At 40.5% G+C, this 22312-nt stretch carries 19 protein-coding genes and 1 tRNA gene; 9 read left to right on the forward strand and 11 right to left on the reverse strand.

The window, feature by feature from the left end; all coding sequences use genetic code 11:
* Window positions 1-27: 27 nt before the first annotated feature.
* Window positions 28-1968 (reverse strand): threonine--tRNA ligase, encoded by a 1941-nt coding sequence (thrS, locus tag JWR61_RS20530; RefSeq protein ID WP_301929586.1) that lies wholly within the window; start codon window positions 1966-1968, stop codon window positions 28-30.
* Between the two features lie 165 nt (window positions 1969-2133).
* Between thrS and JWR61_RS20535 the strand changes: the two genes are divergently transcribed.
* Window positions 2134-3231 carry a hypothetical protein gene (locus JWR61_RS20535; protein ID WP_301929587.1) on the forward strand — a complete coding sequence of 366 codons (1098 nt, stop codon included), beginning with the start codon at window positions 2134-2136 and terminating at the stop codon, window positions 3229-3231.
* Between the two features lie 3 nt (window positions 3232-3234).
* On the opposite strand, the gene JWR61_RS20540 is transcribed toward JWR61_RS20535, so the two are convergent.
* Together JWR61_RS20540 and JWR61_RS20545 are read right to left on the reverse strand one after the other, a co-directional pair.
* Window positions 3235-5589 (reverse strand): TonB-dependent receptor, encoded by a 2355-nt coding sequence (locus JWR61_RS20540; RefSeq protein WP_301929588.1) that lies wholly within the window; start codon window positions 5587-5589, stop codon window positions 3235-3237.
* Between the two features lie 69 nt (window positions 5590-5658).
* Window positions 5659-6267, reverse strand: coding sequence for a DUF3347 domain-containing protein (locus JWR61_RS20545; protein ID WP_301929589.1), 609 nt, complete (start codon window positions 6265-6267; stop codon window positions 5659-5661).
* A gap of 113 nt (window positions 6268-6380) precedes the next feature.
* On the opposite strand from JWR61_RS20545, the gene JWR61_RS20550 reads away from it, so the two are divergent.
* Window positions 6381-8372, forward strand: coding sequence for an ATP-binding cassette domain-containing protein (locus tag JWR61_RS20550; protein WP_301929590.1), 1992 nt, complete (start codon window positions 6381-6383; stop codon window positions 8370-8372).
* Between the two features lie 222 nt (window positions 8373-8594).
* On the opposite strand, the gene JWR61_RS20555 is transcribed toward JWR61_RS20550, so the two are convergent.
* Window positions 8595-9881, reverse strand: a complete 1287-nt coding sequence (locus JWR61_RS20555) for an OmpA family protein (RefSeq protein ID WP_301929591.1) — start codon at window positions 9879-9881, stop codon at window positions 8595-8597.
* Window positions 9882-10090: 209 nt separating this feature from the next.
* Between JWR61_RS20555 and JWR61_RS20560 the strand changes: the two genes are divergently transcribed.
* A tRNA-Arg gene (locus JWR61_RS20560) sits at window positions 10091-10164 on the forward strand.
* Window positions 10165-11026: 862 nt separating this feature from the next.
* On the opposite strand, the gene JWR61_RS20565 is transcribed toward JWR61_RS20560, so the two are convergent.
* Complete coding sequence (locus JWR61_RS20565; RefSeq protein ID WP_301929592.1) at window positions 11027-11485, reverse strand: MaoC family dehydratase; 459 nt, start codon at window positions 11483-11485, stop codon at window positions 11027-11029.
* A gap of 112 nt (window positions 11486-11597) precedes the next feature.
* Window positions 11598-12710 (reverse strand): DUF2911 domain-containing protein, encoded by a 1113-nt coding sequence (locus JWR61_RS20570; protein ID WP_301929593.1) that lies wholly within the window; start codon window positions 12708-12710, stop codon window positions 11598-11600.
* 302 nt (window positions 12711-13012) lie between these two features.
* On the opposite strand from JWR61_RS20570, the gene JWR61_RS20575 reads away from it, so the two are divergent.
* The gene (locus JWR61_RS20575) at window positions 13013-13201 is read left to right on the forward strand and encodes a hypothetical protein (RefSeq protein ID WP_301929594.1); all 189 of its coding nucleotides are present in this window, start codon (window positions 13013-13015) and stop codon (window positions 13199-13201) included.
* A 370-nt stretch (window positions 13202-13571) separates the two neighbouring features.
* Window positions 13572-13859, forward strand: a complete 288-nt coding sequence (locus tag JWR61_RS20580; RefSeq protein ID WP_290341219.1) for a hypothetical protein — start codon at window positions 13572-13574, stop codon at window positions 13857-13859.
* Window positions 13860-13976: 117 nt separating this feature from the next.
* Here the strand turns inward: JWR61_RS20580 and JWR61_RS20585 are convergent, their stop codons facing one another.
* Both JWR61_RS20585 and JWR61_RS20590 read right to left on the reverse strand, forming a co-directional pair.
* Entirely contained in the window at window positions 13977-14327 is a 351-nt protein-coding gene (locus JWR61_RS20585) for a response regulator transcription factor (RefSeq protein ID WP_301929595.1), read from the reverse strand.
* 256 nt (window positions 14328-14583) lie between these two features.
* Window positions 14584-17265 carry an AsmA-like C-terminal region-containing protein gene (locus JWR61_RS20590; protein WP_301929596.1) on the reverse strand — a complete coding sequence of 894 codons (2682 nt, stop codon included), beginning with the start codon at window positions 17263-17265 and terminating at the stop codon, window positions 14584-14586.
* Window positions 17266-17816: 551 nt separating this feature from the next.
* Between JWR61_RS20590 and JWR61_RS20595 the strand changes: the two genes are divergently transcribed.
* The 3 genes from JWR61_RS20595 to JWR61_RS20605 are packed head-to-tail and all read left to right on the forward strand — an operon-like array spanning window position 17817 to window position 18596.
* Window positions 17817-18128, forward strand: coding sequence for a hypothetical protein (locus JWR61_RS20595; protein WP_301929597.1), 312 nt, complete (start codon window positions 17817-17819; stop codon window positions 18126-18128).
* The gene (locus JWR61_RS20600) at window positions 18118-18336 is read left to right on the forward strand and encodes a hypothetical protein (RefSeq protein WP_301929598.1); all 219 of its coding nucleotides are present in this window, start codon (window positions 18118-18120) and stop codon (window positions 18334-18336) included. The genes JWR61_RS20595 and JWR61_RS20600 overlap by 11 nt, the downstream gene beginning before the upstream one ends.
* Before the next feature lie 11 nt (window positions 18337-18347).
* The gene (locus JWR61_RS20605; RefSeq protein ID WP_290341227.1) at window positions 18348-18596 is read left to right on the forward strand and encodes a DUF4342 domain-containing protein; all 249 of its coding nucleotides are present in this window, start codon (window positions 18348-18350) and stop codon (window positions 18594-18596) included.
* Window positions 18597-18696: 100 nt separating this feature from the next.
* Here JWR61_RS20605 and JWR61_RS20610 read toward each other — a convergent pair whose 3' ends face one another.
* Window positions 18697-19089 carry a response regulator gene (locus JWR61_RS20610; RefSeq protein ID WP_301929599.1) on the reverse strand — a complete coding sequence of 131 codons (393 nt, stop codon included), beginning with the start codon at window positions 19087-19089 and terminating at the stop codon, window positions 18697-18699.
* A gap of 158 nt (window positions 19090-19247) precedes the next feature.
* Window positions 19248-20831 carry a PAS domain-containing sensor histidine kinase gene (locus tag JWR61_RS20615; RefSeq protein WP_301929600.1) on the reverse strand — a complete coding sequence of 528 codons (1584 nt, stop codon included), beginning with the start codon at window positions 20829-20831 and terminating at the stop codon, window positions 19248-19250.
* A gap of 675 nt (window positions 20832-21506) precedes the next feature.
* Between JWR61_RS20615 and msrA the strand changes: the two genes are divergently transcribed.
* A complete protein-coding gene (msrA, locus tag JWR61_RS20620) occupies window positions 21507-21989 on the forward strand; it encodes a peptide-methionine (S)-S-oxide reductase MsrA (RefSeq protein WP_301929601.1) in 483 nt (160 codons plus the stop codon).
* Window positions 21990-22012: 23 nt separating this feature from the next.
* On the opposite strand, the gene JWR61_RS20625 is transcribed toward msrA, so the two are convergent.
* The gene (locus JWR61_RS20625) at window positions 22013-22246 is read right to left on the reverse strand and encodes a hypothetical protein (RefSeq protein ID WP_301929602.1); all 234 of its coding nucleotides are present in this window, start codon (window positions 22244-22246) and stop codon (window positions 22013-22015) included.
* Window positions 22247-22312 lie beyond the last annotated feature (66 nt).

Here is a 22312-nt window from a genome sequence, read left to right on the forward strand (position 1 = left end):
GTTTTGATTTAAAGTTAATAATATTTTCTATTCAAACGCTCTTTTACTTTTTACTTCTTCGTTAACAGCAGCAATGAATTCATCTATTGTCAGCACCCCTGTGTCTCCTTTGCCTTGTCTGCGGGTAGCTACTTTATTCTCATTCATCTCCTTCTCTCCTATTACTAACATCAAAGGAATTTTAGCCAGTTCGGTATCACGTATTTTCTTGCCAATTTTTTCGTTTCTGTCATCTATCTCTGCACGAATATCAGCATTTTTCAATTGCTGTGCCACATTTTCTGTATAAGGCAAAAATTTGTCACTGATAGGCAACAGTTTTACCTGGGTGGGCGCCAGCCATAAAGGAAACTTACCGGCACAATGCTCAATCAACACTGCAATAAAACGTTCCATACTTCCGAATGGTGCCCTGTGAATCATAACTGGCCTGTGTTTGGCGTTATCTTCACCGATATAGGTAAGGTCAAAACGCTCCGGCAAATTATAATCTACCTGAATGGTGCCCAGCTGCCATTTACGGCCAATGGCATCTCTTACCATGAAATCTAACTTAGGGCCATAAAATGCCGCTTCGTCATATTCAATGACAGTGTTTAATCCTTTTTCGGCAGATGCTTCAATGATGGCTTGTTCTGCCAACTCCCAGTTTTCATCGGAACCTATGTATTTCGCCCGGTCGGTTTTATGCCTTAACGAAATCTGTGCGGTATAGTTTGTAAAACTCAGCGAGTTAAAAACATACAATACCAGGTCGATCACTTTTTTAAATTCATCTTTTACCTGATTGGGCATACAAAACAAATGCGCATCATCCTGAGTAAAACCACGCACCCTGGTAAGCCCGTGTAATTCTCCATGTTGCTCGTAACGGTAAACTGTTCCAAATTCGGCCAGGCGTAAAGGCAGGTCTTTATAACTGCGGGGTGACGTTTTATAGATCTCGCAATGGTGCGGACAGTTCATCGGTTTTAAGAAGAACTCCTCACCTTCCTGCGGGGTTTTAATTGGCTGAAAACTATCCTTTCCATATTTTTCATAGTGACCGGAAGTGACATATAAATTTTTGTGACCGATGTGCGGTGTTATTACCGGAAGGTAGCCAGTATCCATCTGCGCTTTTTGCAAGAACTGTTGCAGTCTTTCTCTTAACATAGCACCTTTGGGTAACCACAAAGGCAATCCCATGCCCACTTTTTCTGAAAAAGCAAACAGCTCAAGCTCTTTACCCAGCTTCCTGTGATCTCTTTTCTTTGCTTCTTCTAACAAAACCAAATACTCATCCAGTTCTTTTGCAGAAGGAAATGTAACCCCGTAAATGCGGGTAAGCATTTTATTTTTTTCATCGCCTTTCCAGTATGCGCCTGCAATGTTGGTAAGCTTTATTCCTTTTATAAAACCGGTGTTGGGAATATGTGGTCCACGGCATAAATCGGTGAATTTGCCCTGGGTATATAGTGTAATTCCTCCGTCCTGTAAATTGCTCAGCAGATCCAGTTTATATTCATCTCCTTTTTCAGTAAATAGTTGTACAGCGTCGGCTTTGGAAATTTCTTTGCGTAAAAAAGGATTGGCCTGTTTTGCCAGTTCCGCCATCTTTACCTCCAGCCTGCGAAGATCTTCTTCGCCAATCGAATTATCTCCCGGATCTATGTCATAATAAAAACCAGTTTCAAGCGGGGGCCCTACCCAAAACTTTACGCCGGGAAATAAGGATTCAATCGCCTCTGCCATCAGGTGAGCGGAAGAATGCCAGAATGTTGATTTGCCATTTAAGTCATTCCATGTCAATAATTGCAGCGTTGCATCTTCTGTAATAGGTCTTTCAGCATCCCACACCTGCCCGTTAACACTTGCTGCCAACACTTTACGGGCCAGCCCTTCACTGATTGACTTTGCAACTTCCATCGCAGAAACCGCCGCTTCATATTCCTTTACCGCCCCATCTGGTAATGTAATCTTTATCATATTGTAATAGCTTCCTTATTTTTAAGTTTGCAAATTTAACGAAACTATTAGGTATAGAAGAAGTTATCTAAAATATCTTTGTATTGTTTAAATATGCCGTACCCGTTGTGAACCACCCCTCTAATTTTTACAAATTGTATTAAGGTTGAAAAAATAATTTTACGGATGAAAAAAATTTTAGGCGTTGCTGCATTGTTGTTTTTAATAAGCGTAACAGGATTTGCTCAAAAATTAAACGGTCAATGGCGTGGCTTTTTTAACAGCAAAGGAGATATTGTTTTAACCGGCGGCGACAATACAGAATATGTGCTTGAGCTGGAGGTTAACGGCACCGAGGTTACCGGTTTTTCGTATACTTATTTCCAGGATAGAAAATATTACGTGATTTGTTCACTGGCAGGCAATTACTACAAAAGCACCAAAAGTCTACGGGTTACTGAAACAGCCAAAGTAAAAGGATCAACCCCACTTGGCTGGAGCGATTGTTTGCAGACGCATATTTTAACTTACGATAAACAAGATGGCGAAGAAGAACTTAAAGGATCGTGGAGAACAGCGCCGGGGCAATTGGGAGAATGTGGAACAGGTACAACAACGCTTACCAGAAGAACGCTTAGTAAAAACCTGGCATCCTTTAACAAGCCGGTAAAACCAACTCCTTTTTCCAGTCCAAAACCAACCACAAAAATTCCTGATTTATCAGATAAAAATAAGAAGACTGCCGCTCCACCTCCGGTAGCCAAAACGAAACCAGCGCAGCAACCGGCCAAAACAACCCGGCCGCCATTGACCAGCAGGGAAGTGGCGATAAAACCTGCCCCATTGGTAAAAACAACCCCGGAAAAAATTGCTCCGGAAGTAAAAAAACAAACACCCGTAATTCCGCCGATTGCTGATCCAAATTTTGAGAAAAGAAGCGCCGACGTTTTAAAAACAATAGAAATCGGAAGCAATAATTTTAAGGTAGATCTTTATGATAATGGCTCGGTTGATGGAGATAGTGTATCACTCTTCTACAACGGTAAACTGATTTTATCTCATAAAATGCTGAGCGAAAAACCTATCACGTTAACCCTGGATGCTACAACAGATTATTCCATTAATGAGCTGACGATGTATGCAGATAACCTGGGCTCTATTCCACCCAATACGGCGCTGATGGTGATTACCGATGGAGACAAGCGGTATGAAGTGCGCATTTCCTCGGACCTGAAAAAAAGTGGTACGATTCGTTTTGTGCATAAGACCAAAACGGATCAGTAATTATTAAAATTTGAAGTTCCAGGTAACAGCCGGTATAATTGGGAACAGGCTAACCTGTTTTCCCTGCACTTTCAGCGTGCCGTCATAAGCACTTCCTGATTGATCAAAATAAATAAAGTAGGGATTTTTTCTACTGTACACGTTGTAAATGCTGAATACCCATTCAGAATGCCAGGTACGTTTCTCATTCTTTTTAGGAGAATAGATCGCTGCAAAATCAAGGCGGTGATAAGCAGGTAAACGATATTCATTAATGCGGCTGTATTCTTGCGTAAGAATACCATTTACAAGATAAAAACGTTGCGGCAATGTGGTGGCATTACCACTTCCATAAACAAAAGTTGATGATAGTTTCCAGCGTTTATTCAACTCATATAAAGCCACTACACTCAGGTCATTTCTTCTGTCGTATTTGGCCGGATATTTTTCACCAAAATTAAGCCCCGGAAATTTACGCCATGTATAACTCAACGTATATCCAATCCAGCCCGTAAGCCTCCCCTTGGTTTTATTGATAAAAAATTCGCTTCCATAACTCCAGCCCTTGCCGAACGTAAAGAAATTCTCGGTGTCTTCCAGCGTGTTGGGTGTATAGCCTTCCTGGTATTCAATCTGGTTTTCCATACTCTTGTAATACAGTTCTACAGAAGTTTCAAAAGTATTATTATTGAAATTTTTGAACAGGCCCGCGGCATATAACCAGCTGATTTGTGGTTTTACTTTATAGGTACTCGGCACCCATAAATCTGTAGGCAAGGTACTGCCGGAGTTACTTACAAGGTGGATGTACTGCAGGTTTCGGGTAACAGATGCTTTTAAAGATGTTTCATCGTTCAGCGCATACCGCATGGTTAGTCTTGGCTCCAGTCCGCCGTATGTCTTTACAGGTTTTCGGGAGCCATATTTTGTACTATCGGTTCTGTTGCCATTGGCATCGGTTGTATAAATATTATATGGACCAACCTGCTGAAACAAGCTGTAACGAAGGCCTGCATTGATTTTAATTTTATCGCTCAGGTCCCAGTCATCCTGCAAATACAACGCTGCCTCGTGTGCAAATTTTGTTTGTGGATTTTGTGGTTTAAAAATAACACTGTCCTGTGTTCCGCTTACTACCGACGGCGTAAATTTATGGTAGGTATACAATCCGCCAAATTTGATTTTATGCCCGGTAAAAGGATACAGATCAAAATCCTGCTTTAAACTAACATCCCTGATACCGGAAGCCAGTTTAACATCAAAATTATTTTGAGCAGCCTGGAAGGAGAAATTATAATTATTAAATACTACCGAAGTATTGCCGAACAAACGCTTATTAAAAACATGGTTATACCGCAGGGTGCCAGTGGCATTTCCCCATGGAATTTTTACATCCAAACTTCTTTTTCCATTTACAAAATCAAACACATCCCTTCCGAAATACCCGCTGATATACAACCGGTCCTTTTCAGAAAATTTATAATTCATTTTTGCATTCAGGTCATAAAAATAATAACCCGAACCATAAAACTGGCTCGTCTTTTTAATAAATGGTTTAGTGAGCGCATCAATATAAGTACGTCTTGCTGAAATAATAAAAGATGCCTTGTTTTTTTTAATGGGTCCCTGGATAGAAATGCGGGATGCAATTAACCCTATCCCCCCCTCAACCTGGAGCTTTTTGTCATTGCCTTCCTTCATGGAAATATCCAGCACGCTTGACAAGCGGCCACCATATTGCGCCGGCATGCCCCCTTTTATTAAGGAAACATTTTTTATAGCATCTGAATTAAAAATAGAGAAAAATCCAAAGAGATGACCTGTGTTGTAAACAATGGCATCATCCAGCATGATCAGGTTTTGATCGGGACCGCCACCACGAACATAAATACCAGCACTGCCTTCGCCGGCATTTCGGACGCCGGGCAAAAGTTGAACGGTTTTTATCAGGTCTACTTCCCCCAGGAATGCCGGTATCGCCTTAATTTGTTCAATGGGCAGTACAAATTTTCCCATCTGGGCTGTCTTGACATTGGCGTCTGTTTTTTTAGACATAATCACCACCTCCTGTAAAGCTGACCTTGTGATAAGGTCAAAGTTTATTTGCTGGTCGGCGTTTAATTTTATGCTTGCAATTTTTGGCTGGTAACCGGCATAAGAGCAAATCAGTTCATAATCTCCTTCCAGTAAAGTAATAGAGTAAAAACCGTATTGATTGCTGGTGATGCCTTTGGAATTTCCCTTAACTGTAATGGTAGCGCCAATGAGCGTTTCGCCATTCTGAACATCTTTGGCGTAGCCACTGATGGTGTATTTTTTTTGTGCGGCACAAACCTGGGAAATCAGTATCGAAAAAAACAAGCAGATATATATTTTCATTTTGGTACTTACAGTTGACGCTTATTTTTGATATTGATACGTTGTTGATTATTGCGGGCGTGCCACTGGTTATTGCGCCAAGATGCTGTCCTTCACTTCACCGCAATGGAGCATGGTAGCCTTATACTCGGGATTTTTTTTACCTAAATATGGATTGATGATTTCTGCCGTGTTGCTTATCCAGTTAGCTTCTTTTCCTTCACCAAATGCCATCGGGCAATTTTGCCAGTACAAAGTCTTCCCTTCATAGTGAATTGTTTTTAGCAAGGGATAGATGCTTTCACTTACCATCCTGAAATCCTGGCGCATTTCAGTCAGGTTGGGTTGCTTTAAAAGGCTTTCCGCGTTGGCTTTGATATCATTCAGCTGCATCGCCGCGCTTTCTGCAATTCCTGCGGTATCTTTTTTCAGTTCATCCAGTTTCAGGCTATCGCTAACAAGTAAAAACTTTTGCGCTGCCACTTTAGCCTGTACTGAATCAGCCTCAACAAATGCAGCTTTTAAATCGAGATACGCTGTCATCATCGTGTCAATACTCCTGTTGAATTCGGGAGAATGTTTCATCACTTTTAATGGTGCACTTTTGGCTGCATCTACTGTTTCAACCGGCTTGAATTTAAACCAATAGATACTGAAAGCCAATACCAAAATCACCAATATCCATATTACTTTTTTCATGCAAAAACTTTTTACAAAGCTAAGGCATAACATCAAATTCATTAAATAGTTTGCCGATTGAATTACTTTTGCAGCCAAACAGGTATTTCAACCATTAATTTTTATATACAATTATGCTTTTAGGATTACAAAATGTGACGTTTGAATTTGGTGCCCGAACGATAGTGGAAGATGCCACCTGGCATATACAACCCAATGAACGCATTGCGCTGATTGGCTATAATGGAACAGGTAAATCTACCCTGCTAAAAGTGCTTACACGACAATACCTGCCGAGTAAAGGAACTGTTGAACAAGGCCGGGAAACAACCATTGGCTTTTTACACCAGGACCTGCTGAGCTTTGATACGGATGATTCAATACTTGAAGTTGCCATGGGTGCATTTGAAAGAGTAAAAGAACTGGAAAAAGAAATTGAAGCCATTGGGCACGAGTTGGAAAGAACAGGCGATGAAGCACTGGCACATGATTATTCTGAAAAATTACATGAGCTTGAAGTACTGGGCGGTTATGACATTCACCATAAAACAGAAGAAATTTTACAGGGGCTGGGATTTAGCAATGAAAATTTACATAAGCCATATAAATTATTTAGTGGAGGATGGCGAATGAGGGTATTGCTGGCAAAAATGATCTTGATGGCGCCCGATGTTTTGTTGCTGGATGAGCCGACAAATCACCTGGATTTACCAAGTATTGAATGGCTGGAAAAATATTTGATCCACTACCAGGGTGCTGTAGTAATGGTAAGCCATGACCGTTATTTTTTAGACAGGATGGTAAACAAGGTGGTGGAATTATATCAGCAGAAATTACATTTTTATACAGGCAATTATTCTTATTACGAAACTGAAAAGGCCCTGCGTGTTGACATACAGCAAAAGGCATATGAAAATCAGCAGGATTATATTCGCCAGAATGAGCGTTTTGTAGAACGCTTTAAAGCCAAAGCCAGCAAGGCCGCGGCAGCACAGAGTATTGTGAAACGTTTGGAAAAACTGGACAGAATAGAAAACGTGGAAATTGAGCGGCCAAACATGCGCATTAATTTCTCAATAGACAAGCAACCCGGCCGTGTATTGTGTACTTTAAAACATGTAACAAAGCAATTCGGCGACCTGGTAATTATGGAAGATACCGGTGCTGAAATTGATCGCGGTGATAAAATTGCACTGATTGGTGCAAACGGAAAAGGTAAGTCAACGTTATTGCGGGTTATTGTAGGCAATGAAGAATTTACGGGCGAAAGGATCTGGGGTCATAACGTAGAAGAATCCTTTTACGCACAGCACCAGCTGGAAGCATTGAACATTGAAAACAGTGTGCTGGATGAAATGAAGGAAAGTCGCAGTGGCAAAACCGATCTTGAACTGAGAAGCCTGCTCGGATGTTTTTTGTTCAGCGGCGACGATGTAGATAAAAAGATTAAAGTACTGAGTGGAGGCGAAAAAGCAAGGGTGGCGTTAGCCAAAACCATTGTGAGCAAAGCCAATTTTTTAATGCTGGATGAACCTACCAATCACCTGGATATACATTCAGTTGACTTGCTGATTGGCGCTTTAAATAATTATGAAGGAAGCCTTGTTTTTGTAAGTCATGACAGGCATTTTGTTAGTAAGATTGCCAACAAGATTTGGGAAATCGAAGATCATAAAATTGTAGAATTTAAAGGCAGTTATACAGAATGGGAAGATTGGAAAGAGAGAAGACTTGCTGCTGCAAAACTGGAAGAAAAAAATACTGCGGGCACTGTAAAAACGCCGGAACAAAAAAACAATAAAGAGCAACCTGCAAAGAAGGAAACGGCCCCGGAAGTGGTACTACAGGTTACGCAACAACGTAGCCCTGTTGATAAGGAGCTGAAGAAGGAATACCAGAAGAATAAAACACGCTTTCAGCAAATAGAAGAAAAATTGGCGCAACTCAATCATCGTAAAGCTGCGCTGGAAACCACCATGGCCTCGCCTGACAGTTATGGCAATAAAGAAAAGTTTCAAAAAACGGAAACTGAGTATAAAGCCGTTACTACTGAGCTTTCCAGCCTGAATAAAGAATACGAAACTGTGTTTGAAAAAGTGATGGAGCTGGAAGAAAAAATGGGGTGACTAAATTAAGCATGGATTAAACAATGCCAGCTGAATGCAGGCGGCCCTTAAACGCATGTAAAACTGCTTTATGCGCATATACATAGCAGTTATGTTTTAACCGTGGTGTTAACTTTTATTTTCGGTGTTGATTTTTTTCTGAAACACAGGGTAAAAATAGATGAATACTAAAAATGCCTCACAATTTTGTGAGGCATTTTTTTGTATTTAAGATTAATGCGATTAGTAATTTCTAACGTTCAGTTCCACTCTCCTGTTCTTTGAGCGGCCTGCTGCTGTTTTGTTATCAGCGATGGGCTTATCTTGTCCGAAACCAGTAGCGTTCAACCTGCTTTCGTCAATACCCTTGCTTACAAAATATGCTTTCACCGCATTGGCCCTTGCTTCAGACAAAGTCTGGTTCTTGTCTGCCTTACCTGTGTTATCTGTATGACCAGCAATATCCACTTTGTATCCAGGATTATCATTTAAAATAGTTACTACATTATTCAACGAAGCGTTTGACTTAGCAAGCAACTTAGCACTGCCGGTTGCAAAGAAAATATTCTTTGCGCTCATGTTTATTTTCTTGATAATTTCTGCATTGATTACAGGGCAACCAAAGTTGGATGCAGGGCCAGCTTCTGAAGGACATTTGTCTTCTTCATCATTTACACCATCCGCATCTTTATCAGGAATAGGACATCCCTGGTATCTGGCAACACCAGCAACTGCGGGACATTTATCTTCTTCATCATTAATACCATCACCATCAGTATCAGGTATAGGGCACCCCTGGTACCTGGCAAAACCTTTTACAGTCGGGCATTTATCATCTTTATCAGTAATACCGTCTCCATCTGTATCAGGGCATCCTTTCAATGAAGCCAGGCCAGCTACATCAGGACAAGCATCCAGGCTATCAACTACCCCGTCATTGTCTCTATCTGTAACAACTGGTACAGGAGGCAATGGGGCCATTTTAGGAGTCGCTTGTGTAGAGCTAATATTTTGTGTAAATCCTAATGAATAAAACATGTTGTTATCCAATTTGGCTTTTGCAAGACTTGCACGGTAGTTAGCCTGTAAAAACAAGTAGCCTTCATTATATAAGTTCATTTGCAAACCGCCGCCCAACGGAACATATGGAGCCCATGTATTTTTACCATAACTGCCGATGCCGATACCTGCAGTAAGGAAAGGATTAAACAGGTGATCATTGGCCAGTAAACGGGCATGCAACGATCCTTCAAACTCATTCGTATAGCTGTTAGTCGCGTTAATTTTTTTCACATAATCTGTGAACAAGCCGTTGTAGCGTAAAGAATAATCGATGTGGCTGGTAAGGCCATGCCATAGCATCAATGAAAAACCGGGATCAACTTTTCCTATTTTAGGAACAGAGGCAGAAAAATCTACCATGTTACCACTAAAACCAATTGCAGTTCCTTTTTTTGGGCCGCCAAAATTCTGGGCAAACCCAATGTGAGCAAGACAAATAAAAAGGATTGTCGCTTTAAGCTGTTTCATAAACATTTTATTTTTAGTTAAGAGGATTTAAACAACAGGCGGATTTATATATTATTAAATTTCGCTTATTGATTAATATAAGTTTGCAAAGATATACAATGAAGATTTATTAATATAGCTAATTCTATTCCATAATTACAATCCACGATTAATTTAAAAAACACCAAAGTGAATAATTGATTTGCCCTATATTTGCAAAAAAAATTAAAGACTTGGTAGCTCAGCTGGATAGAGCATCAGCCTTCTAAGCTGAGGGTCATTGGTTCGAATCCAATCCAGGTCACAGAGTGGACAAACCGGATTTCACGCCGGTTTGTCCATTTTACTTTTTTCGCTGCCCGGTCTCCAATTGCCGAACTTCCTTCACCAATCAATTTTAGTTGCTTTTTTTTGTGCAAAATAAGGGATAGCCGGAATTACATTCGTGGCAAAATGTAAAACCGAGTGGCAAAATGTAAAACCGAATTGCTGGTGCCACGGAAGGTTCTTTACTGACGCCGTTTCCAGACAAACCATTCAGCGCACCCTGTTTGCTTCCTGAATAACTCCTTCCATTAAGTCACTGCCTATGCTTTTTTTGATTGTAGATATCAACGCCGCTAAACCATAACTACACGATCAACGGATCGGTATCCAGAATGGTTATCTCAACTTCCCTTTGTAATGCTTTTTATACATTGCACACTTCCAAAGAGGTTATTATGAATTGAATATTTACCCATTTAGATTTAAATGGATTTTTTTCTGGACAGACCAGTTATGCGCATGGTTGTTTTTCTTCAGTAATTAATACACCGCCAAACAAAATATAAACATCAGAAGCATATCCACTTAACCGTTAAATCCTTTGCTTTCATCTGCTATTCTGCCTTACGGGTGGTTTACACTTCTACTACTTTAAACGGACCTGATAAGATATGTATCATTTGTTTTTTGTGCCAACCTCCCGATGGTTGTTCATTTATAAAGTGGGTCTGCATATTATTTTACAAGGCATGGCTGATGAACAAACAATTTCAATTGTACACTTGTACTGTTGGTTGACACCTGCATAATTTAAACCGAAAGAGAATTTCACCAAAATATCGTTCAACTGAATTAATTTGCCGTTTCACGGTGATTGCTATCAAAGCAACCTACTATCGTTAAATAAAATGATAAAGAAAAACAACGTCTCCCGCAAAAGCATTCTTGGGCTGGTCTTTTATTTCCAGTTGGATGTAGAGTGTAGCCTTGGTTGTACCCCGCAGATTGATGATGGATTTGAGTGATACCCTGCACCGCACTTCGTTATCTACAAGTACCGCCTGCCCGAACCTGAGCTGTTCAATGCCGTAATTTACTTCCATCCTGAGGTTCCGTACATCTGCAATTTGTTTCCAGAAAAAAGGCACCAATGACAGCGTGAGGTAACCATGCGCAATGGTTGTTTTGAAAGGGCTTTCTGTTTTAGCTCTTTCCACATCCACATGTATCCATTGATGATCAAGTGTGGCGTCGGCGAAATTATTGATTTGTTGCTGCGTTACCTTGTGCCAGGGTGATACTCCTATTTCTTTGGCTAGGTAAGATTCGAATTCTGCATGACTTGTAATGACTACCATAGCGCTAAGATAAGAGATTGATTTGTTTTTTGAACGATGTTTTTAAACTACTTCGGGTGTAAAAAATCCATATTTCAAAGTTGACGGCGGTATGGCGTTATACTAAAAAAACTTACAAGGGCTTGCCTTGTTCCAGTGTTTTGATAGCTGTTTCTAAAAACTTTTTTGTTGGTTCATCCTGTGCTTGCGGCAAGGCCGCTTTTGCATGTTCCAATGCTTTCTTATAATTACCCAATGCAGAATAGATTCTCATCATTCCTGCATTGGTTGGCCAGGCTCCTTTATTCTTTGTAAAGTTTTTCTGAAATACCTCAAACGCCTGAGGCAGTTTATTTTCACTCATTAATTGACGGCCATAATTATGAAGTTCCTGCGCCGAAGCGTTTTCCATAGCCGCTTTCATCATGTCTGACGCCTCCTTATCTTTGCCCAGTTTCTTTAAAATGCGGGATTGTACAGATAAGGCATTGAATGACCGGACGCCTCCCAGACGTGGGTCGGTAGCTGAATTGATCCAGTTTAACGCTTCATTGTAATTTGTGTCGTTTGCCACACACCATCCGGCAGCAGCCTCAAGACTTGCAGGGTCAAAACCAATAGCGCCGCTCATCTGTTCCCTTATGTTTTCAAGAACAGTATTCTTTAGATCAATTGCTACCCTGAGGGGGAAACTCCATCTTTCCCAATCTAAACTGATGTCAACAGAACGATCTGTCTGATTGGTAAAATTGTACACCAGCCTTTCCTGCAGGTAAGGTAAATTTTTCTTTTGTACGGTAGGTACATGCAGCACATCCAGTTCTTTCCGGTAAAAATAACTTCCCCACTCTTTGGTATTTTTATTAAAGATTAAAACACTGCTATCTTCATGTACTTCGATAAAGAAAGCATATTTACCTGCTGGTAGTTTTTTACCGTTGATGGTTACATCAGTAGAGAAGGAGATTGTAGTAGCCTCATCTGCGCCGGCGCGCCATGGCGATGGCATAGCAGAACCAAAGCCAAGTACTTCATACCCGAATGGTACGACAGAAGTGCCATATATTTTCCCGTCACGGCCCTTTACCCCAGGTGCACTGTAGTGAATTGTAATTTCAGTAGTGGCAATTTTTTTGCCAGTAATGCATACATAGTTGGTTGTATCAGGAATACGCAATGCCTGGCCGCTGGCATGTTGTGATGCCACTACAAGCAGCAAAAATGTTACACAAATAATTTTCCTCATAGCATTTATTTTTAAACAAAGAAAGGGTTATTCCCCAATAACTAATTACCACCGATAAAAAAAACAAATGATTTTATATGATGAGGATGTACAATAAAGGTCTTCAATCAACAAATACAGCTTAATGTATCTACGACCGCTTAAACGATCCTTTTATTGATAACCTTTATAATTCATTTACCTGGGTTTCACTACGCTTTTGAAACCCATCTCGCAGTACCGTATAGCAACACCTGGTAACACACTACACCGTTCATATAATTTGACTTGTGACTTTTATTTTCAATAATTATCTTCATACCATGTTTACATTCATTGCATGGCTAATCCTATTTATTGTTTGTTGGCCGCTGGCTATTTTGGCGTTGGTTCTGTATCCTGTTTTTTGGATACTGACACTTCCCTTCCGGCTGGTTGGCATTGCAGTAGACGGCGTTTTTGGTTTACTGAAAGGCATCATATTGTTGCCCGGCAAATTACTGCAGCGGTAAGATAGTCCCAGAATTGCCAACCCAACGCATCCCATACAGCTATTTTCATCAGCCGGCGCTTTACTGCGCACTATTCCGGAAAATTTTTCGTTTAGAAATTAATTGATGCATCATAAAGACGACTTTCCGACACCGCAATTAATGTGTTGCTATAAGAAACGGATTGCGAATAGAAGTAAGGCGCCACCATTATCAATTTTACAAAAAGGGTGTCATACGGTGGGGTTTTACTATGCCAATTTTTAAAATAGCATTTTGTTGATAGTAGATATCCCGGGAGAGACCGCAAAGTTATTCACAAAACTAAGCTTATCATTTCCGATGTCTGCTCCGGCAACATATTTGATCAGTTTTTACAAATCCAATAAATATGAAAACCTATCAACCTACTTTAAAATTTTGCCTCTTAATGGATCTGGCCGGATGTATTACCTATATTATTCCGGGCTTTGGTGAGTTGGGTGATGTGCTCTGGGCGCCGATATCTGCTATTACTTTTGTTTTTACGTTCGGACGGGCCGGCCTCGTTGGAGGTATGTTTAACTTTGTAGAAGAAATTTTACCCGGTACGGATATTATTCCAACTTATACTATTATGTGGCTGCTAAATTACTACCGCAAAGGAAAGGAAGAAAGATTACTGAAGTTTGCGCATTAGCATAGTATGTTTTTACTATCACCCTGGCAACAAATTCAGCAATGATCACAAACAATGGTCTATCTGGCTTCGTATAATTCACCACGATGCGCCAGGGACTTATAAACTGTTTTTCCATTAAGACAAATGCTTGTTTATTTTAGCGAGAAGGGTATTAATATCGAACGGCTTCTCAATGAAATCATCTGCCTTGTTTTCCCGGTAAGTTTTCAGCTTTTCAAAGCTAGCTGAGAGCAGGATAACCTTTATGTTAGGATTGGTCTCTTTAACCTCTTTGCACAACTTCCGCCCGTCTTCATTTTTTAGCATCACGTCCATGAGGATCAGATCCGGTGTTATGATCGACAAATTTGCCAACAATTCGGCTCTGCAACATGCCACTGAAGATTGATGGCCGTGCCGCTGAATTATAAAATCTAACATCTCCAGGATGTCTTCTGTATCTTCTACAATCAATATTTTTGCCATGTACTACAAATAGTGAAATAACATGCCATAAAAAATATGGCTGCCATACCTGCTACAGTTACAGTAGTAGCTGGCTAATTTACCGTGCATTTCACCACCAGTATATATAGTATAAAATGTATTGGCTACTTTCAGGGCATACCAACAGGGATATTTGTTCAGCTTTCATACATGTTGGTGTAACGGCTTTTCATCACTCCCGTCCCAAAGTGTTGAACATATTACATGTTTCGGGATATGGCCTGGCATGGAAAGTTCAATGCTTACCGGTAGTGTCTTTTGGTTTCTTTTTAAACAAATTATTCATCAGGCCTTTTACAGATTCCTGTGGCCTGGCAGTTGCTTTGGCGGAATCAGTAGTAGTACTTTTGTTGCCAAATACTTGTTTAGCCAACTCATCCTTAGCAAGCGCAACCGCTTGTTTTTTTACAGAAGTAATGGTATCCTTTACTGCGCTGGTAATGGCTTGCCTGGTGCTGTCTATCTTCGCTTTTGCAAAAGCAGTAACCTGTTGTTTCAACTCATCTGCCAGGTTTTCAGCTCCCTGTTTAAGGTCGGTTTTTATAGTAGGGCTTTTTAAAAACCCGCCCAGTTTCAGGTTAAGATTTACTGTTTCCCCTACTTTAACCGGAATACCTTTGCTGTTTATTTGCATCACCAGGTTGTTCACCAGCTGGTTGCCTTTATCGCCCATTAAGGCACGGGGCAACTTCATGTTGATTGCGTAATTCAGTGATTGGTCAAAGCCCTGTAAACCGCCAATTTCCATATCAATACCATTTACTTTTACAGTAAAAGGTTTTACCAGTACCTCGCCGTTACTAAATTCAATGTAATTCTTTACATCCTTTACTGCAATTTGTTCCAGCTCTTTTACATTTAATGTGCTGGCAATTTTTTCGAGTGGTGCAAACTTGCTCAGGAAACCTTCTATCAGCAAGAGATTGCCGTTGCCGGAAAGGCTCATTAAATCCGGCATCATGTTATCGCCCAGTTTACCTTTTAATGTCAACTGCGATGTAAGCTTGCCTGCAATAAATTTACCGATTGGCATCAGCACCTGAACGGTATTGAATGCTGCAAACGTTTTTTGTACATCTACTTTATCTACATTGTAGATCAAACTGATATCGGGTTTGGTTTTACTTGCTTTGGTAGAATAACTTCCGTTCACCATCACAGCACCGTCCAGTGCATTGCCTTTTACATCTGCGATGGTCACAGTTTCATCATTTATTTTAAGGCTGCCCGATAAACCGGTGATATCAACTTTATCATAATGCAGTTTATCTACACTGGTATTTACCAGCACATTTAAATTGGCAGGTACCGCAAAAGGTGCAGCTGCAGGACCTTTGGTGGTGGTATCAGTGCTGGTCCCCATCCAGTCATTTAAATTAATGTTATCGGCCTTCAGGGTAAGACTTGCATTAAGCGGCTTCGACTGCAACATATAATTCAGCAGGTTATTGATTTGACCACTGCCACTAAAATTGGATGAGAGGTACTGACCGTCCAGGGTTTTAATATCCACTTTAGCCGGTGTAAACGAAGTAGAAAGCGCATTGATTTTAACACCTGTTGGATAATCTTTTGCAACGTATAAAAAGTTGTTTAAGTCAAGGGCGCCGCCGGCAGTAAACTGATCCAGCTTTTGCTGTTCTATATCTTTTACATTTCCTTTTACATACACATCTGCATTTAACAGGCCGGTTATTTTGGTGCCCGCTTCCAGCTTTATGAGTTGCGCAATCTTACCCAAATCAAGCTTGCCTTTCGCTGCGACATCTACAAACAGGTTGCTGATGGGCTTTTTAACCAGCAAGTGGATATCAAAAGGTTCTTTGTCCATCTCAATATGCGCTTTTTCGACATTCACTACGGTATTATCTGTCTCACCATCAGGGTTATCTACCTGTGCCTTGATATTGATTTGCTGCAGGGGTTTTGGCAGGTCGGGGTATTGAAAAAACCCATCCTTCACCTCCATATCCACATGATATCCCGGCATAACTGTTTCGCTGTAAACGCCTTTTACAAAACCGCTAAAAATGGCACTGCCACTGGTTTTTATCTTGTTGAAATCATTTTTATAAATAGCCGGTATCAGTGATAAAATATTTTTAAAATCGGTTGAGGGTGCCTTGAATTTGATGTCGAGATCATAGCCTTTCTCAGCCAGGTTTTTAATGGCGCCTTCGCCGGTTATTTTGAGATCATTTACAGTTATTTTGTCCGTCTTAAAACGATAGACATTGCTTTTGTTATCTACCTGTATGTCTGCATCCGCAACTGCCCTGGCATTGGATATATAAGGAATACCTCCATAGGTAACTGTTACCGCATCTGCGTTGGTAGTTGTTTTTAATGTAAAAAGGTCAGAGGTAAAATCACCGGTGCCCTTGTGATTGAGATTGAATATTTCAGTACCGATCGCAGCTGTTTCATCCCTGTAATTGATGTAGGCATTTGAGATGGCATATTGCTGCAGGGCCATTTTAAAAGGCTTTTCAGTTGTTGGTGTAGCTACCGCAGTATCAGGCTTCATGATGTCCCAGTTTACCAGGCTGTCTTTATTTACAATAGCATGTATGCGGGGCGACTCGACAAACACGGAATAAATGGTCATGTCTTTCCCCTGTACCACGCTCATGATGTTGAGCGCTGCATCAATACGTTGAGCACTTACCAGTGTATCGGCTGCAAATACGCCGGTTCCAATTACCCGCAGCTCATCCAGCCCAACGGCTACTTTTGGAAAATGACGAAAGAATGAAATGTCCACGTCTTTAAAATCAACCTTTGCATTGATCTTTTTATTGATCTCTTTCTTTACCAGGTTTACAATCTGTCCTTTAAACAGGTACGGTGCTGCGAAGGCTGCCACGATTAAAACCAGCAGGCTGATCGATACTATTTTTATAATTTTCTTTACCATTCTTTTTATTTTAGGGATTGCATAAACAGCCAAGCATGTTGCATGCCAAATACACTTGTATGTTAGTTAGCAGGCAAATTTAGTGCAATGGGGGCTGTTATTGTTTTTGGTGGGAAAGAAGGTTATAACCTGACTTTCAAGTAATAGAGAATAAATGCTCCTGTCTAAAGGACAAGGCGTTGATATGTCATCGATCTATATCTTTAGTTGCAAATCAACTTATGTATACCATGACCAGGAAAGACGAAGAACAATTAAAGATGAAACTTTGAGCAATGTAAAAAGCTGCCTTCTTAGGAGCAGCTTTCTTTATGGGGTTGGGTTAGTAAAAAGTTATGTTTCTTCCTGTGTTGAACCTGTTGTTTTATTGATAATTTGATTACTATATTTTGTAGAACGGTGACATAAAAAAAATATTGTATTCACTACGTGCTGATCATTGAAATTTCATAACCAATCTCAATAATTTTATTGATTGTGGTCATTCTTTATTTGCTGGATGGCGTGCATTTTTGTTTTATTCCCGCGACTCATTAACGAAAAATATTTTTATGGAAGCGCTTAAGCAATGGTTGATTCCTTATATCATTTCCAATCTGGTATTTGGATTGTGCATACCTGCAGCAATAAAAAAACCAATGTGGGCAAGGCTTTTTTTAGCAGGCTTCTTTTTATGGGCAGCCTATTTTAATGCAACTACTGCCATCAACCAGCCCAGTATATACCTTGATTATGCCAGGCTGAATGCCTTGCCATGGTACCGTAATTTTATCAACGGGTATTTTTCGCAGCACATAAACTGCTTCTGTATGCACCATTGCCGTGGGGCAACTTTTAATTGGAGCCGGCTTGATGTTAAATAAAACATTTACAAAACTTGCCTGTACCGTCGGCATTATTTTTGGCCTGGCTATTGCGCCATTGGGGGTAGGTTCTGCTTTTCCCGCTACGGTATCAATGGCTATCGCCTTCTATATTTTATTAAAAAATTACCAGCACGATTTTATCTGGAAGTGGAAACAATATAAAGCTGAGCCTCTCTCTATTATTATTCATAACAATCATCATTAACACAAAAAATCATGGCAACTGAATCTTTTAAACTGGATGGGGAAACGCTGGTGAAAAAAGTAAAAGAACTTTTTGAAGAAGGCAACGTGCGAAAAATAAGTATTCATGATAAGGAAGGTAAAGAGGTCATGAATTTTCCATTAACGATTGGAGTACTGGGCGCAGTACTGGCGCCGGTGCTGGCAGCCGTGGGCGCTTTGGCCGCTCTTATTGGTGAATGCACTGTAACAGTAGAAAGGGAGGATGTAAAGCCTTTTTAGAAGGGAATAACCGTGGCAAGTGCCCGGTGAAGGTGATCTGTCTGCTAGTGTCGCGGACGCTTTATGCAATATCCACCTCCAGATAGATTACATATACTAGTTAGGAATGTGCTATTGAATTGACATGATGTATAATACTGGCCTTTTTTACTGCATCCAACAAACCTTCCTCTGTAAATGGTTTTTTAAGATAGCCATCTTTTCCGGTGACCAATTGTTCCTGAATTTCGGGAGCAAGCGAGCCGGCACTAAAAAAAACAAGAGGAATATTTGCCGTAATGACATCTTCTTTCACTAATTTGAGAAACTGGCGTCCGTCTGTGTCGGGCATCATCATATCACACAGTATAATATCGGGGACACTGATTTTTGCCAGTTCAAATCCAGCCTGACCATTTTCAGCAGTCAATACGCTGAATCTATTTAACTCCAGCAATTCAGCAGTATTTTCCCTGATGGCTGTGTTGTCTTCGATAATAAGTATTTTCTTCATGAATAAGCAAAGCTAATTTGGATATTCTGTTTTGGACATGACGATAATCACACTAAAATATGACTTGAAAATCTTTCTGAAATTTTTGTGGATTTATTATACGGGTTGGCCATCAATTTTAAAAAAGTAAGGTTTATTTATCACTGTCTTTGCAGGCGTTACAGGTTTTTGGGAAACTCAATTGTGAAGGTGGAACCTTCATTTTCAACACTTGTAAAGTATATACTGCCGCCTAGCATTTCCACATATTTTTTAACAATATTGAGCCCAAGGCCCGTGCCCTGAATATGGGTGGCATTATTCGCCCTGAAGAAAATATTGAATAATTCCTTCTGCGATTCCAGTGGAATTCCTATTCCATTATCCTTCACCGAAACAAAAACATTGGCTCCTTTTACGCCGGTTATTACCTGTATCGTTTTACCATCTGCTGAATATTTTATCGCGTTGGAAAGCAGGTTGAGTAAAATATTTCTGAATATTTTTTTATCCTGAAACACGGATATTGGTTCGCTGTAGATAAACTGAATTTCATGGTTTCTTTTTTTTACCATGCCTTCCATGCTATCGATCGTTTCCTCAATAACAGGTATCAGATTAAAGTCGGCACTAGCGGTTTCGATTTTTCCCTGTTCCAGTTTTTCGACGGATAAAAAATCGTCCAGGATGTTTGTAAGGTGATGCACGGCACCTTTTATCCTGTCAATATGCTTATTTCTTTTATCTTCAAATTCAGGTTCCAGGTAGTGATTTACCAAAGAAGCACTTGTAAGAATAGCACTTAAAGGAGTACGAAATTCGTGCGAGGCAAGCGATACAAACCGCGTTTTAATGTCGTTTAACTCCCGTGCCGCAGCCAATGCTTCCCGAAGCTCCAGCGTCCTTGCTGCTATCGTTCTTTCCTGTTCTTCATTTACCCGCAACAGTTCTTCTTCAAACAATTTTCGTTGGGTGATGTCGCTTCGAATGGCCAGGTATTGGTAGGGTTTGCCGTGTTCATTCAGGAAAGGTACTATCGTGGTATCCACCCAATAAAACGTACCATCCTTTGCTTTATTTTTTAATTCACCCTTCCATATTTTGCCGTTGGCAATGGTTGTCCATAACTCCTTTATAAATGCTTTGGCATGATGGCCGGAGTTGATGATACGATGGTCCTGCCCTATCAGTTCCTTTTCTGAATATTTTGAGATGCGGCAAAAATTTTCATTTACATGCTTAATAATACCCTTCTGATCCGTAATAGCTACAATAGCCGATTCATCCAGTGCATGTTTGTAGTCAGCGGTTTCTATCTGGCTTCGTTGCAGCAGGTTAGTTAGCTCACTGTTTAACCGGTTTATTTCCTCCGCCGCATTTTTTCTTGCAGTTTCATCCCTTGTTACTTTGCCAAATCCAACCAACTCGCCTTTATCATTTTTTAATGCGGCAAATATTACATTGGCCCAAAATAGTGTGCCATCCTTTCTTAGCCGCCAACCCTCACACTCAAATCGCCCGTATGCCCTGGCAAGCTGCAAATTGGTTTCAGGCTCATTGTTGGCAATTTCCTCCGGGGTATAAAAAACTGAGATGTGTTCCCCAATAATTTCGCTGGCAGTATACCCTTTAATTTGTTCCGCCCCCTTGTTCCAGGTGGTCACATAACCGTTGACGTCTATTATAAAAATGGCATATTCCTTTACTGACTCAACTAACAGGCTGTAACTTTCCTCGTCAATTCTGGAAATATTTGTAAACATAATTTAATATTAAGAAGCTGCCGGGTATCGCAAATCATCCGCTGTGCGGAATGATTGAAGATAAAATTGTCACCCCTTCGCAACCCTATCAAAGTTAACACTTACCAGCGCCATTTAATTGAAAATATTTCGATAGTCGGTAGTAATTATTCAAAACGGGCGGATGCTCATGCATGAATACAAGCTTGCACAATTAACATATCTATGGAGTTTCAATGACTAGCGCTTTTAATCAGCTGGCTTCTACCGTCACAATCAAGTAATAAATTATGACGACCCGTTACTCTTGCAAATACAAGCCCGTGTTTTTAATACCCTGTTATCTCACTGCTAAATTTTCTAATACTTACAGTCATCATCAAAGCGGATCTTAGTTTTTATTTGATAAGAGACCTTGCCTACAATGCACCATCAGGCTGCAGCCAAAAAAAGCCCCGGCACTTCTTTCCTGCTTTCAACAGATGCCAGAAGCTAACCTGTTACAAATCAAGGAACCCAGCTTGCAGAAAACACCAGAGCTGCTGCCCGGATAACTTGTGTCAACCTGACTTGGTCATTGTAAACTTAATGGCCTGGGATAATACAATCCTCCTGTAAGACATACTTCCTGCCAGCAGCATGTTCATTTTCAATATCGGCGAGTTAACTTTGCAGCAAACAAAAAGAATATATAAAATGGAAAAAGCAATTTTGGCAGGTGGCTGTTTTTGGGGTGTAGAAGAACTCATTCGCAAGCTTCCCGGTGTTAAGTCAACAGTAGTAGGTTATACAGGCGGCGATGTACCCAACGCCACTTACCGTAATCATGGTACACATGCAGAAGCTATTGAAATTGTGTTTGACCCTTCCACCTTATCATATCGTGCATTGCTGGAATTTTTCTTCCAGATTCATGATCCCACAACATTGAACAGGCAGGGCAACGACAGGGGATTATCCTACCGTTCTGCCATTTTTTACCTGGATGATGTACAAAAGGAAACAGCGGACACACTCATTAAAGAAATGGAAACATCAGGAAAATGGCCGGGCAAAATTGTTACTGCAGTGATGCCTGCAACGGACTTTTGGAATGCCGAAGAAGAGCACCAGGCTTATCTGCAGAAAAATCCTTATGGCTATACCTGCCATTTCATAAGGCCAGACTGGACATTGTAGAGTGAATGGGTTACATCTTTCATTCAAGCATTCAAGTCTATATGAGGGGTAAGCCTTACAATATTGTTGTTACCCTGGTCAATTTGTGCACGGGCATTTTCTACCGATTGAAATTTTAATTTTGCAGGGCTGATAACGGTCGCGGTGGCAAGTGACGGGAAAGAAAAATCGCTGAACATAAAAGCAGGTTTACCGACTGCATTGATAAACACGCTGTAATAAGTTTGTCGCTGCCCTCCTGCTTCATCAGTATACATGTAATTAAACCCTTTTCATCTACGGGCGCAACTTAGCTATCAGCATCAACAGGTATAATATTCAGC

Source organism: Ferruginibacter sp., from assembly GCF_028288465.1.
Classification (GTDB): domain Bacteria; phylum Bacteroidota; class Bacteroidia; order Chitinophagales; family Chitinophagaceae; genus Ferruginibacter.